The following is a 13,122-nucleotide window of genomic DNA, read 5'->3' as shown; positions in this document are numbered from 1 at the left end:
ATCAGCGGGTGCGTCACCAGCCCGTCATCAGCAGGTGGTTGAGCAGCAGCGCGAGCACCGCCTGGGCGGTGAGCCAGACACGGGGACGGTCGAGGAACGCGCCCGACGCGAGGAGCCACATCGCGAAGGGCAGCCAGATGCGTTCCGTCTCCGCCTTGCTCATCCCGGAGAGGTCGGCGACCAGCAGGGCGAGCAGGGCGGCGGCCACGAGGAAGGCGAGGCGCACGGCGTCGCGGTCCACGGAACCGGGCCGCGGCAGGACGGTCCCGGAACCGGTCTGCGGCACCGAGGCCCCGGTGCGCCGCGGCAGCAGCACGGCCCCGGCGCGCCGCAGCCCCGCCGCCGTCGCCAGGCCCGTGATCAGGACCGTGCACGCGAGGTTGGCCCACACCCAGTACCCGTACGGCCGTACGCCTCCCGCGCCCTGCCCGTACCGGGTCACCAGCAGCCGGTACGCCTCCCACCAGTCGAACCCGGCGAGCGTGAACACCGCCGGGACGACGGCCGCTCCGGCGAGGAGGACGACCGGCAGCACCGGCCGCTCCCGCACCCCGCGCCGCCCCAGCCACAGCACCGCCGCGCCGATCAGCGCGACGAGCGTGAGGCCGTAGGAGAGGTGGCAGGTCAGGCCGAACAGCAGCCCGGCCGCCCCGGCCGCCGCCAGGGAACCCCTGGTCACGGCCAGTGCGAGCAGCGCCACCGACCACGCCGCCACCGCCGCGAAGTACGCGTCCGCCGACGTGCCCAGCCACACCGCGGCCGGTGCCAGGACCAGGAAGGGGGCCGCGCGCCGGGCCAGGTGCTCGCCTGCCAGGGCACGGACGGCGACCAGCACCGCCACGCACGCCGTCGCGCCCACCGTGACGCACCAGGTGCCGGCCCAGCCGCCGCCCCGCAGCCCGATCCGGTCCAGCAGGACGAAGGTGAGGGTGGCGGCCGGCGGATGGCCGGCGACATGGGCGGGCCAGTGGCCGGGGGACTGGATCAGGATGTGGTGGGTGAAGTCCCGCACGGTGGCCGGGATGTCGTGGAAGCGGTCGATGACCTGGAGGTACTCGTTGTGGGTGGTGAGACGGACGGCGATGCCGCGCTGCCAGCCGTCGATCAGGGCCAGGCCGACGATCCAGGCCAGTGACGTGGCCCAGGCCGCCGGGAGCAGGGCCCGCCAGGACAGCCGGGCGGCGAGGACGGGACCGTACGTCACGGTGGCGGCCGCGACGAGTACGGCCGCCGGGGTGCCGGGACCCAGATGCGGTCCCCAGGACGCCGCCAGCGGCGGCCAGCCGACGAAGAGCGTGTGAGCGGTGTGCTGGATGTGGCGGCCGATCAGGACGGCCGCCGTCACCAGCACGGCGGCGGCCGCGACGGCGTACAGATCACGGCGGAGACGGCGCGCGACGAGGATGCCGGAGCGCGGGGCACGTTCCTCGGCGGAGGACGGGGAAGGCAGAGTGCGGGTCACACCGGCACGCTAGGCCGACCGGACCGCGGCAGCCCGCGCTCCGGGCCGGACGTCAGCGTTTCGTCACAGGTCGCGGGGCCCTCCCGGCCGGTTCGCGGGCCTACGGTCGGCCCATGCGAGACGATCCGCGACTCCCCTTCTCCCCCCGTTTCTGGCGCAGCCCCCTGCGCGGCCCCTGGTTCACCTCGGTCCTGGGCCTCGTCCTGCTCGTCGGCATCACCGTGCTGTTCGTGACGGGCCTGGCCTCCTACGCCGCCTACAACCCGGGCCTGTCCCCGGTGAACGACAAGACACCGGACAAGGGGATCCTCGGCTTCTACCTCTTCGCCTGGCCGACGCACCCGTACTGGCTCTACCGGCTCACCCAGGGCGTCCACGTCACGCTCGGCATCACCCTGATCCCCGTCCTGCTGGCCAAGCTGTGGTCGGTGGTGCCGAGGCTGTTCACGCTGCCGCCGGCCCGTTCCCTCGCCCACGCCCTGGAACGGCTCTCCCTGCTGCTGCTCGTCGGGGGCGGCCTGTTCGAGTTCGTGACCGGCGTCCTGAACGTCCAGCTCGACTACGTCTTCCCGGGCTCCTTCTACCCGCTGCACTTCTACGGCGCGTGGGTGTTCTTCGCCGCCTTCACGGCCCACGCGCTGCTGAAGACGCCCATGGCGCTGCGCAATGTGCGGCGCCTGCGGGAGGAGAGGAACGTCGGGGAGGAGAAGGACGTCCGGGAGGAGAGGGACGAGCTGGTGTCCCCGGACCCCGCCGAGCCCACCGTCTCCCGGCGCGGCGCGCTGTGGTCCGTCGGCGGCGGCTCGCTGCTGCTGTTCCTGACCACGGCCGGCCGCAGCTTCGACGGGCTGCGCGGCACCGCCCTCCTCGCACCGCACGGCGGGGCCGACCCGGCCACCGGCCCGAACGGCTTCCAGATCAACAAGACCGCCGTGTACGCCGGTATCGACCCGGTGGAGACGAGCGAGGACGCCTGGCGGCTCGTCGTCACCGGACGCACCGGCACGGTCCGCCTCAGCCGGGCCCAGCTCGCCGGACTCCCCCTGCACAGTTCGGCGTTGCCCATCGCCTGCGTCGAGGGCTGGTCGACGTCCGACCAGTGGTGGCGCGGCGTACGGCTGCGCGACCTCGCCGCGCTCGTCGGCCACGACGGCGATCCCCCGGACCTGCTCGTCGAGTCCCTCCAGCGGCACGGCGCCTTCCGCCGTGCGGCCCTGCGCGCCAACCAGGTCGCCGACCCGCGCTCCCTGCTCGCCCTGTACGTCAACGGCGAGGACCTGTCCCCCGACCACGGCCACCCGGCCCGGATCATCGTGCCGGCCGCGCCCGGCGTGCTGAACACCAAGTGGGTGGCCCGGCTGACGTTCGGAGACCTGTGATGCCCCGCCCGCACCCGCCCCGCGCGCGCCGCGCGCCCCGCCTGCCCCGTCTGCCGGGGCTGCGGCGGATTCCTGTCGGGAATCCCTTCCAGCTCCTGCTGCTCGGCGCCTCGTTCGCTCCGGCCGCCTACGCGGGCGTACGACTGCTCGAAGACGACTGGTTCGGCGTGGCCCTGTGGATCGTGGGGGCGGCGCTGCTCCACGACCTCGTCCTGCTGCCCCTGTACGCGGCGGCGGACCGAGCCGTCGCGGGACGGCTCGGTCCGCGGACGATGTACCTGCGGGTCCCGGCCGCCCTCTCCGGGCTGCTGCTCCTGGTCTGGTTCCCGCTGATCAGCGGCACGGTCGACCGGCGCTACCGGTCGGCCACGGGCCTGTCGCCGGACGGCTTCACGGCCCGCTGGCTGCTGATCACCGCCGTCCTCTTCGGCGGTTCCGCGTTGCTGCTGGCGCTACGGCTGCTGCGGGTGCCGCGGCTGCGCAGGGCGAGGAAGTGACGGCCGCCGGCCGACCACCGGCCGGCCGGCTCCCACCCCCGGGCGTACCGCAGCAGGGCCGGGGTGCCGAGCCGTGCCCACGGGAAGGGCGCGCCCGCGCCGGTGCCGACCGAGGCGAGAGCGTGGGCGTGGACGGGGGAGCGGGCGTCGGTGAGCTGGACGTGCAGGCGCTCGTCGACGTCCACCGGCGCGGTCTCGGCCAGCAGCAGTCCCCGCGGACGCAGGAGCCCGGCCACCCGGTCGAGGAGCGCCGCAGGGTCACCCCCGATGCCGATGTTGCCGTCCATCAGCAGGACGGTGTCCCAGCGGCCCTCGCCCGGCAGCGGCTCGAACACCGAGCGCCGCAGCGCCCGCCCTCCGAGCCGTTCCGTGTGTTCGACCGCGGCCTCGCTCACGTCGACGCCGAGGGTGGTCCGCCCCCGCGCGGCCAGTTCCGCGACCAGCCGCCCCGGACCGCAGCCGATGTCCAGCACGGTGCCCTCGCAGCGATCCAGCACGTCCCGGTCGACCGGGTCCGCACGCGCGCACCACCGTTCCACCTCCAGCGGCAGCAGCCAGCCGTCGGTACGGCGCAGGAACAGGGGGCCGCGGCCGGTGCGCAGGGCCGCCGCGTAGGAGTCGGCGGCGGCCCACGGGGGGACGGCAGCACTCGTGGGAATGGTGGTGCTCGTAGGGACGGTTGTACTCGTGGGGACGGTGGCGCCCGGGGGGACCGTGGTGCTCATCGGCGGCCCGCCGCCGTCGTGTACCGGGCCAGGCATCCGGCGAACCGGCTGCCCGGGGCCAGGGCGGCGACCGCGTGGGCGTCGGCGGCGGTGTCGACGTCCCGGAGCCGGGGCAGGTCCCGCACCCGCAGGCCGGCCCGGACGAGCCGGTCCCGCTGGACCGCCCCGGTCACCGGCGTCGACATCGGCACACCCCGTACCAGCGCGGGATCGGGCTCGGCCAGCCCGAGAGCCCAGAACCCGCCGTCCTCGGCGGGGCCCCAGTACGCGTCGCAGTCCGCGAAGTCGACGGTGAGCAGGCCGGGCGTCACCTGCGGGGTGTCCATGCCGATCAGCAGGGCCGGGCCGGAGCAGTGCGAGAAGGCGTCCGCCAGCCGCTCGTCGAGACCGCCCGCGCACTGGGGCACGACCTCGAAGCCGGGCGGCAGCCAGTCACCCGGGGAACCGTCCAGGACGAGGACCCGCCGTGCGGCCGGGACGGCGGCGACCGCCCGCAGGGTGTCGGCGAGGGCGGCCTCCGCGAGCCGGGCCGCCTCCACGGGGGTGAACGGCGGGGTGAGCCGGGTCTTGACCCGGCCCGGCAGCGGCTCCTTGGCGATCACCAGCAGCGTGGTCACCGGGCGCTCCCCTCACGGACGGTCGCGTCCGCGCGCACCTCGCGGACCGGTGCCGGCTCCTCCCGGAGAACACGGCTCATGTCCCGTACCGCCTGCCAGGTGCCCCGCCAGGTGCCCGTCACCTTCGAGGCGCCGGTGCGCGGCAGATACGGCACGTCGTGCTCGGTGATCCGCCAGCCCGCGTCCGCCGCGCGCACCACCATCTGCAACGGGTAGCCGCTGCGCCGGTCGCCGAGGCCGAGGGCGAGCAGCGGCGCCCGGCGGGCGGCCCGCAACGGACCGAGGTCGTGCAGGGGCAGGCCGGTGCGGCCGCGCAGCAGCCGGGCGAGGGCCAGGTTGCCCGCGCGGGCGTGGACGGGCCAGGCGCCCCGGGCGCGCGGCCGGCGGCGTCCGAGGACCAGGTCGGCCGTGCCCGCGCGGATCTCGTCGACGAAGGGCACCAGCAGTGACGGGTCGAGGGAGGCGTCGCAGTCGCAGAAGCAGACGACCTCCGCGTCGGCGGCCGTCAGCCCCGCGTGACAGGCCGCGCCGAAACCCCGGCGCGGTTCGTGCACCACGGTCGCGCCGAGCGCGCGGGCGATCCCGGCCGAGCCGTCGGTGGAACCGTTGTCGACCACGAGGGCCCGCCAGCCGTCCGGGACGCGCGCGAGGACCCAGGGCAGTGCCTCGGCCTCGTTCAGACACGGAAGGACGATGTCGACGTCTGAGGGGGATGAAAGGGTCACGGCGTTCACCCTACGAACACGAGGGGTACATATCGGACTTCGGCTCCTTACGGAACGCTGACGTCGGAGGCCGGCGGGGCCCGGGAGGCGGTGCGCCACGCGGCGGGGTGCCAGGCTGGGGGCATGCAGCAGCCGTACCAGCCCCACCAGCCGTACGAGCCCCAGGGGCCGCCGGACGCGGACCGTTCCGCGCGGGTCCTGGTCGTCGACGACGACCCGACCGTCGCCGAGGTGGTCGCCGGATACCTCGACCGCGCGGGTCACCTCGTGGACCGGGCCGGCGACGGGCCGACCGCCCTCGCGCGGGCCGCCGAACACCGGCCCGATCTCGTGGTACTGGACCTGATGCTGCCCGGCATGGACGGCCTCGAGGTGTGCCGGCGGCTGCGCGGCCAGGGCCCCGTGCCGGTCATCATGCTGACGGCCCGCGGCGACGAGGAGGATCGCATCCTCGGCCTGGAGGTCGGCGCCGACGACTACGTCACCAAGCCGTTCAGCCCACGCGAACTGGTGCTGCGCGTGGAGTCCGTACTGCGCCGCTCCCGGCCCGGCACGAGCACCGGCAACGGCACGCGTACGCTCCGGGCGGCCGGACTCGCCGTCGATCCCACCGCCCGCCGTGCCACCCGCGACGGCACCGAACTCGCCCTCACCCTGCGCGAGTTCGACCTGCTCTCGTTCTTCCTGCGCCACCCCGGCAGGGCGTTCAGCCGGGAGGACCTGATGCGCGAGGTGTGGGGCTGGGACTTCGGCGATCTGTCGACCGTCACCGTCCATGTCCGCCGGCTGCGCGGCAAGGTCGAGGACGACCCGGCCCGGCCCCGCCTGATCCGGACCGTGTGGGGCGTCGGCTACCGCTTCGAACCGGGTGGTGAGTGACCGTGCGCGACACCCTGCTGATCGCCCTGTACGCCTTCGCCGGCGCCGCCGTCACCGGCCTCGCCGGGGCGGGCGTGCTGCGGCTGGTCCGGCGCCGCTCGCTGACCGCCTCGCTCGGCGTGGTCGCCGCGGTCGGTGTGCTGGCCATGCTCGCGGGCACGCTGACCGTCGCCTGGGCGATGTTCCTGTCCCCGCACGACCTCACCGTGGTGACGACCGTCGTCGCCATGGCGGCCGTCGTCTCGCTGGCCACCGCGCTGCTGCTGGGCCGCTGGGTCGTCGCCCGCAGCCGCGAACTCGCCGCCGCCGCACGCTCGTTCGCCGAGGGCAGGTTCGCCGCGCCGCACGGGCCGGCCACCGCCGAACTGGAGGCGGTGAGCCGTGAGCTGGCCGCCACCAGCGCGAGGCTGGCCGAGTCCCGGGAACGGGAGCGCGCGCTGGAGACCTCCCGGCGCGAGCTCGTCGCCTGGATCTCCCACGACCTGCGCACCCCGCTGGCCGGACTGCGCGCCATGGCGGAGGCCCTGGAGGACGGGGTGGCCGCCGATCCCGGCCGGTACCTCCGGCAGATCCGCACCGAGGTCGAACGCCTCGACGGCATGGTGGGCGACCTGTTCGAGCTCTCCCGCATCCACGCGGGCACGCTCCCGCTGACGTACACCCGGATCTCGCTGTACGACCTGATCGGCGACGCCCTCGCGGGCGCGGACCCGCTCGCCAGGGAACACGGTGTGCGGCTCGTCGGCGACGGGGTGGAGCCGGTGCCCGTGGAGGTCGACGGCAGGGAGATGAGCCGGGTCCTGGGCAACCTCCTGGTCAACGCCATCCGCCGGACCCCGGCCGACGGAACGGTCGCGGTCGCCGCGGAACGCTCGCCGGAGGGCGTGGTGGTGTCGGTGACGGACGGCTGCGGCGGCATCCCCGAGGAGGACCTGCCGCGCGTCTTCGACACCGGCTGGCGCGGCACGCACGCCCGGACGCCTCCGGCGGGTGCGGGGCTCGGCCTCGCCATCGTCCGGGGGATCGTGGAGGCGCACCGGGGACGGGCCACCGTGCACAACATCCCCGGCGGCTGCCGCTTCGAGGTGCTCCTCCCCACCCCGGCGTCCTGAACAGGCCACCCCACCGCCCCTCCCGCCCCACACCCCTGCGCTGCGGCCCCGGCCGTTGTGTCGCTGGGGGCGGCGATCCCGGCCGTTGTGTCGCTGGGGGTGTCGGTCCTGGCTGTGGTCCCACCGGGTGGTCCGGCTCGGCGCCGTTGTACCGGGGCTTTCGGCGTGGGCCGGGGGCCGCCGGGCTGTCCGGGGCCGGTCACCGGGTCGGTGGCCGGCCGTCCCGCATTCCCGCCCGTGCGAACTCCGCCATGCCCTCGCCGAACCCGGTCTCCGGCTTCCAGCCCAGCTCGGCCCGCAGCCGTGAGGAGTCCGCGGTGATGTGCCGGACGTCCCCGAGCCGGTACTCGCCGGTGACGACCGGCGCGGGCCCGCCGCATTCGGCGGCCAGCGCCCGCGCCATCTCCCCGACGGTGTGCGGCTCGCCGCTGCCGGTGTTGTACGCGGTGAGCGTCCCCGGCGCGGAACCCGCCTCCAGCGCCACGGCGTTGGCCGCCGCGACATCGCGCACATGGACGAAGTCGCGGCGCTGCCGCCCGTCCTCGAAGACGCGGGGAGCCTCGCCCCGGGCGAGTGCGGACCGGAAGAAGGACGCGACCCCGGCGTACGGGGTGTCCCGGGGCATCCGGGGGCCGTACACGTTGTGGTAGCGCAGCGACACCGCCGAGCCGCCCGTCGCGCGGGCCCACGCGGCCGCGAGGTGCTCCTGGGCGAGCTTGGTGGCGGCGTACACGTTGCGCGGATCCGGCGGGGCGTCCTCGCCGACCAGGCCGGGGGAGAGGGCGTCCCCGCAGCGCGGGCAGAGCGGCTCGAAGCGTCCGGCGTCCAGATCGGCGGCGGTCCGCGGCCCGGGCCTCACCACCCCGTGCCGCGCGCACACGTGGCGTCCCTCGCCGTAGACCACCATCGACCCCGCCAGTACGAGGCGCCGTACCCCGGCCTCCGCCATCGCGGAGAGCAGGACGGCGGTGCCGAGGTCGTTGCGGGAGACGTACTCCGGCGCGTCGGCGACCCCGTCACCGAGCCCCACCATCGCCGCCTGATGGCACACCGCGTCGGCTCCGGCGAGGGCCCGGGCCACGGCGACGGGGGCGCGCACATCGGCACCGGGGTCCTCCCGGACGTCGTACACGACCGGCTCATGCCCCCGCTCCCGCAGCACGTCGACGACATGGGACCCGATGAACCCGGCACCGCCGGTGACCAGTACACGCATACGGCCACGCTAGGGCCGCCGGTCCGCCGGACACCGCGACCTGCCGGGCACGTCACCACTCCGTAAGACGTGACGGAAGGCGTCACGGAAGATGCCACGGACGATGTCACGGGCGCGTCGGACCCGGACAAATCGCCCCGCGCGCGAGACGCTGCCCGCCATGAACGCATCCCCATCGCCCTCGTCGTCTCCCTACCGCTTCGACGACCTCACCGCCCTCTTCGTCAACTGCACCCTCAAACCGTCACCCGAGCGCAGCCACACCCAGGGCCTGGTCGACCGGAGCCGGGCCGTCATGGACGCCCACGGCGTCACCACGGACGTGATCCGGGCCGTCGACCACGACATCGCCACCGGCGTCTACCCGGACATGACCGAACACGGCCGGGCCACCGACGTGTGGCCGCAGCTCTACGAGCGGGTCCTGGCCGCGGACATCCTGGTGCTGGCCGGGCCGATCTGGCTGGGCGACAACAGCTCGGTGACGAAACAGGTGATCGAGCGCCTCTACAGCTGTTCCGGACTGCTCAACGAGCAGGGCCAGTACGCCTATTACGGCCGGGTGGGCGGATGCCTGATCACCGGCAACGAGGACGGCGTCAAGCACTGCGCCATGAACGTCCTCTACAGCCTCCAGCACCTCGGCTACACCATCCCGCCCCAGGCGGACGCCGGCTGGATCGGTGAGGTGGGCCCCGGACCGTCCTACCTGGACCCCGGCTCGGGCGGCCCGGAGAACGACTTCACCAACCGCAACACCGCGTTCATGACCTGGAACCTGATGCACTTCGCGGCCCTCCTCAAACGTTCCGGAGGCGTCCCTGCCCACGGCAACCAGCGCGCGCAGTGGGACGCGGGCTGCCGCTCCGACGCCCCCAACCCCGACCACCGCTGAGCCCCCGACCACCGCTGAGCCCCCGTCCGCCGCCACGCCGCCCATCCGCCGCCGACCCGCCCGGAGAAACATGGGGGTCGCTTCCCCATGCACCCGACCCGCCCCGTGTACCAGTATCGGAACCGGCAGGAGGCCGGCTCGCGGGACAGCGGAGGAGGGACGGCGGTGGCGGAGGACACCGGGCGGGACGGGCAGGAGCGGAACGGGCAAGGGCGTGACGGGCAGGGGCAGGACGGGGTTTCGCCGCAGGTGGGGGAGCGGTGGTGGGAGGCCGGGCTGGTCGGAGGGGGCCGGGGCGGTACGCGGCCGGACTGGGCGGCGCTGGCCGAGCAGGTGTGGGCCACGGCGGCCCCCCGGCAGGCCCCGGCTCCCGAGCGTGACTACCCGGGGCTGACCGGTTTCGCGTGGGTGCTGCGTCCCTTCACCGACCTCGCCGGACGGCGGCTGGAGCGCCGGCTGTCGCCCCGGGCGCGTTCCCTCGTCGACCTCGCCGCCGTCCGCGGGGACCTGGAGCGGCAGCTCGGCGGGCGGCTGGCGCGGGCCGCCGCCCGGGCGCTGGTGCTGGAGCTGTACGAGGCCCGGACGGCCGGCCGGCTCACCGGCGACGACTCCCGGGCCCGGTTCCGCGACTTCCTCGGCCGCACCGCGTCCCGGCGCGGCCTCGCCGACCTGCTCGCCGGACGGCCGGTGCTGGCGCGGATCCTGGGCCGGACCGCCCTCGACACCTCCGACGCCCTGGCCGAGGCACTGGAACGGCTGGCCGACGACCGGGCCCGGCTGGCCGCCGGACTCCTGGCGGACCGCCCCGTCCCGGGGCCGCTCGTCGGCGTCGAGCCCGGAGCCGGTGACGGCCACCGCGGCGGCCGGAGCGTGATGCTGCTGCGCTTCGCCGACGGCACCCGCCTGGTGTACAAACCGCGCCCCCTCGCCGCACACCGCCACTTCAACGACCTGGTCGACTGGTACAACCGGCTGCCCGGCGCCGTCCGCCTGCGCACCCTGCGCCTCCTCGACCGCGGCGCCTACGGCTGGGTCGAGTTCGTCGCCGCCCGCCCCTGCGCCCACCCCGGTGAGATCGAGACGTTCTACCGGCGCCAGGGCGCCCTGCTGATGCTGCTGCACCTGCTCGACGGCACCGACCTGCACCACGAGAACCTGATCGCCGCAGGCGCCCATCCCGTCCTGGTCGACGTGGAGACCCTGTTCCACCCCCCGCTGCCGGGCAACGACGGCACCGACGACCCCGCCGCCCGCGCCCTGCACGACTCGGTGTACCGCGTCGGACTCCTGCCCCAGCTGCTGGTCGGCGACCACAGCGCACTGGACGTCTCCGGCGTCGGCGGCGGCACCGACGCCGTGTCACCCCTGCCGAGGGCCGACTGGGAGGACGCCGGAACGGACCGTATGCGCCTGGTACGCAGGGCCGGCCGGTTCGGAGAGTCCGCCAACCGGCCGCGCCTCGCCGACGGCGGCCCCGCCGAACCGGGCGCCCACATCGAGGCGCTGTGCGCCGGGTTCCGCGCCGGGTACTCGGCCGTCAGCGCCGGAGCCAACGAACTGCTGCACGGCAGCGGCCTGCTGGAGGCGTTCACCGAGGACGACGTACGTGTCGTGGTACGTCCCACCTGGACGTACGCCATGCTGCTCGACGAGTCGACCCACCCCGATCTGCTGAAGGACGCCAACGACCGGCAGCGGTTCCTGGAGACCCTGCGCACCGAACTCCTCGGCACCGCCCTCGCACCCGGACTCGTCGACGAGGAGATCGCCCAGCTGTGGGCGGGTGACGTGCCCCTGTTCACCACGCGCCCCGGCGACGACCGGCTGCGGGGCGCCCCCGGGCGGCCGCCCGCGGGGCGCACCGGCGGACCGGGCATCCGGCGGGTCACCGCCAAGCTCACCGCCCTGGACGCCGTCGACCGCCAGGACCAGGAGTGGATCGTCCGCGCGGCCATGGCGACGACCTCCCGGACCCCCGCGCACCGCCCCGCCGAAGGGCGCCGCGTCCGTACGGCGGACCGCGCGCCGGAGCCGGAGCGGCTGCTGTCCGCGGCCCGCTCCCTCGGGGACCGGCTGGTCTCCCTCGCCTACCACGACGGGACGCGCAGCAACTGGATCGGCCTGGAACTCCTGGACGACCGCTACTGGCGGATCGGCCCGATGCCCGCCGACCTGGCGGGCGGCTACACCGGACCGGCCCTGTTCCTCGCCCAGCTGGCGGCGCTCACCGGGGTGGCGCACTACGCGGAGGCCGCCCGTGCGGCCCTCGCCCCGGTACCGGGACTGCTCGACGCGCTGGACGCCCGGCCCGCCGACCTCGGCACGCTCGGCTCGGGAGCCTTCTCCGGCCTCGGCGGCATCGCGTACGCGCTCACCGAGACGGCGCGGCTGCTGGACGACCCGGAGATCGGCTCCTGGGCCGCCGCCACCCTGCGGCTGGTCCGCGCGGCCACCCGGTCCGAGGACGAACTCGGCCTCGCCACCGGCGCGGCCGGAGGGCTCGCCGCCCTGCTCGCGGCAGACGAGGCCGGCCACGGCACCGCCACGGACGGGGACCGGGAGAACCGGCGGGCCGCCCGCGCCTGCGCCGACCGGCTCGCCGCCGCCGATCCCGCCCGCCTGGGCGGGGACTTCACCACCGGTGCCGCCGGAATCGGCTGGGCCCTGCTGCGGTTCGCCGACTCCGTCGAGGCCGCCGACGACGGTACGGGCGGGGGTGGCGCGGAGAGCGGGGACGGCGCGTGCGGCGCGCGGTACCGGTACGCGGGGCTGGCCGCGCTGCGGGCCGCCGTACGCCACCGGCCGGACGGCGGCACCGGGGCGGGCACGGACACCGGGGCGCGGACCGGAGCGGGGGCCGGAGCGGACGTTCCTGCCGGCAGCGGTACGTCCGCCGTGCCCGCCGACGCCCGGGCCTCGGCCTGGTGCCGGGGCCGCACCGGTATCGCGCTGGCGGTGCTGGACGCCCCGGGCGCGCTCGACGACCCGCTCCTCGCCGACTGGTCCCGGGCGACCGCCGACGCGCTGGGCCGGGGCCGCGTCGCCCCGGACGACAGCCTCTGCCACGGCGAGGCCGGGGTCTGTGAACTCCTCGGACACGCCGCACTCCCGCAGGGCCGCCCGCACTGGATCCGCCGCGCCGGAGCGCTCCTCGCCTCCGCCGAGGAGACCGGGGCCCGCAGCGGCGCCCCCGACGCGGTCCCGCACCCCGGCCTGCTCACCGGCCTCGCCGGAATCGGGCACGGACTCCTGCGGGCCGGGTTCCCGGACCACGTGCCGTCGCTGCTCCTGCTGCGTACCCGCTGCCCGGGACCCGGCCCCGGAGGCGGTCCCGGATGACCCCGGTCCGGCCGCCCCGGCCGCTCCGACCACGCCGCGTCACGGCGCACGCGTCGCGCATCACGCGTCACCGGTGACACGTGACACATGACGCACGGTGCACGGCACGTGTGACCGGCACCCCGTACCCCACACCCTCCGCACCCCGTACTCCCGCACACCCCGTACTCCCGCACACCCCGTACTCCCGCACACCCCGGCACTGCCGAACGGCCAGGTACCCGCGCACCAGGGCTCGGTACGACCCACACCCGGAAGCGAAGGACGGCGAGGATC

General features: G+C 75.5%; 10 protein-coding genes. 5 read left to right on the top strand and 5 right to left on the bottom strand.

The features are described from left to right. Positions 1 to 13: 13 nt before the first annotated feature. Positions 14 to 1,405 (bottom strand): hypothetical protein, encoded by a 1,392-nt coding sequence (locus ABZ862_RS18255; protein WP_360959374.1) that lies wholly within the window; start codon positions 1,403 to 1,405, stop codon positions 14 to 16. Between the two features lie 170 nt (positions 1,406 to 1,575). Here ABZ862_RS18255 and ABZ862_RS18250 point away from each other — a divergent pair, with 170 nt between their 5' ends. Further along, positions 1,576 to 2,841 (top strand): molybdopterin-dependent oxidoreductase, encoded by a 1,266-nt coding sequence (locus tag ABZ862_RS18250; RefSeq protein WP_360959133.1) that lies wholly within the window; start codon positions 1,576 to 1,578, stop codon positions 2,839 to 2,841. Between the two features lie 355 nt (positions 2,842 to 3,196). Here ABZ862_RS18250 and ABZ862_RS18245 read toward each other — a convergent pair whose 3' ends face one another. Genes ABZ862_RS18245 through ABZ862_RS18235 form a run of 3 tightly spaced genes read right to left on the bottom strand, consistent with a single transcriptional unit; the run spans position 3,197 to position 5,414 of the window. Then, positions 3,197 to 4,063 (bottom strand): class I SAM-dependent methyltransferase, encoded by an 867-nt coding sequence (locus ABZ862_RS18245; protein WP_360959131.1) that lies wholly within the window; start codon positions 4,061 to 4,063, stop codon positions 3,197 to 3,199. Beyond that, positions 4,060 to 4,680: a DUF2064 domain-containing protein gene (locus ABZ862_RS18240; protein WP_360959128.1), complete on the bottom strand. Its 621-nt coding sequence runs from the start codon at positions 4,678 to 4,680 to the stop codon at positions 4,060 to 4,062. The genes ABZ862_RS18245 and ABZ862_RS18240 overlap by 4 nt, the downstream gene beginning before the upstream one ends. After that, positions 4,677 to 5,414 (bottom strand): glycosyltransferase family 2 protein, encoded by a 738-nt coding sequence (locus ABZ862_RS18235; RefSeq protein ID WP_360959123.1) that lies wholly within the window; start codon positions 5,412 to 5,414, stop codon positions 4,677 to 4,679. Before ABZ862_RS18235 ends, ABZ862_RS18240 begins: the two co-directional genes overlap by 4 nt. Before the next feature lie 114 nt (positions 5,415 to 5,528). On the opposite strand from ABZ862_RS18235, the gene ABZ862_RS18230 reads away from it, so the two are divergent. Further along, positions 5,529 to 6,284, top strand: coding sequence for a response regulator transcription factor (locus ABZ862_RS18230; RefSeq protein ID WP_360959120.1), 756 nt, complete (start codon positions 5,529 to 5,531; stop codon positions 6,282 to 6,284). A 2-nt stretch (positions 6,285 to 6,286) separates the two neighbouring features. Continuing rightward, positions 6,287 to 7,396: a HAMP domain-containing sensor histidine kinase gene (locus tag ABZ862_RS18225; protein ID WP_360959117.1), complete on the top strand. Its 1,110-nt coding sequence runs from the start codon at positions 6,287 to 6,289 to the stop codon at positions 7,394 to 7,396. A 199-nt stretch (positions 7,397 to 7,595) separates the two neighbouring features. Here ABZ862_RS18225 and ABZ862_RS18220 read toward each other — a convergent pair whose 3' ends face one another. Further along, positions 7,596 to 8,612, bottom strand: coding sequence for an NAD-dependent epimerase/dehydratase family protein (locus ABZ862_RS18220; RefSeq protein WP_360959114.1), 1,017 nt, complete (start codon positions 8,610 to 8,612; stop codon positions 7,596 to 7,598). 160 nt (positions 8,613 to 8,772) lie between these two features. Between ABZ862_RS18220 and ABZ862_RS18215 the strand changes: the two genes are divergently transcribed. Both ABZ862_RS18215 and ABZ862_RS18210 read left to right on the top strand, forming a co-directional pair. Beyond that, positions 8,773 to 9,507, top strand: a complete 735-nt coding sequence (locus ABZ862_RS18215; RefSeq protein WP_360959111.1) for a flavodoxin family protein — start codon at positions 8,773 to 8,775, stop codon at positions 9,505 to 9,507. Between the two features lie 249 nt (positions 9,508 to 9,756). Further along, positions 9,757 to 12,846, top strand: a complete 3,090-nt coding sequence (locus ABZ862_RS18210; protein ID WP_360959372.1) for a type 2 lanthipeptide synthetase LanM family protein — start codon at positions 9,757 to 9,759, stop codon at positions 12,844 to 12,846. The last annotated feature ends 276 nt before the right edge of the window (positions 12,847 to 13,122 follow it).

The sequence above is a fragment of the Streptomyces sp. NPDC047000 genome, assembly GCF_040644295.1.
Classification (GTDB): Bacteria; Actinomycetota; Actinomycetes; order Streptomycetales; family Streptomycetaceae; genus Streptomyces.
Note: the sequence above shows the minus strand (reverse complement) of the source record. Positions and strands in the feature narration are given on the sequence as shown.

Coding starts and splice junctions, on each gene's coding strand:
- ABZ862_RS18250 (WP_360959133.1), top strand. CDS start 1,576: ATGCGAGACGATCCGCGACTCCCCTTCTCCCCCCGTTTCTGGCGCAGC.
- ABZ862_RS18215 (WP_360959111.1), top strand. CDS start 8,773: ATGAACGCATCCCCATCGCCCTCGTCGTCTCCCTACCGCTTCGACGAC.
- ABZ862_RS18220 (WP_360959114.1), bottom strand. CDS start 8,612: ATGCGTGTACTGGTCACCGGCGGTGCCGGGTTCATCGGGTCCCATGTC.
- ABZ862_RS18230 (WP_360959120.1), top strand. CDS start 5,529: ATGCAGCAGCCGTACCAGCCCCACCAGCCGTACGAGCCCCAGGGGCCG.
- ABZ862_RS18245 (WP_360959131.1), bottom strand. CDS start 4,063: ATGAGCACCACGGTCCCCCCGGGCGCCACCGTCCCCACGAGTACAACC.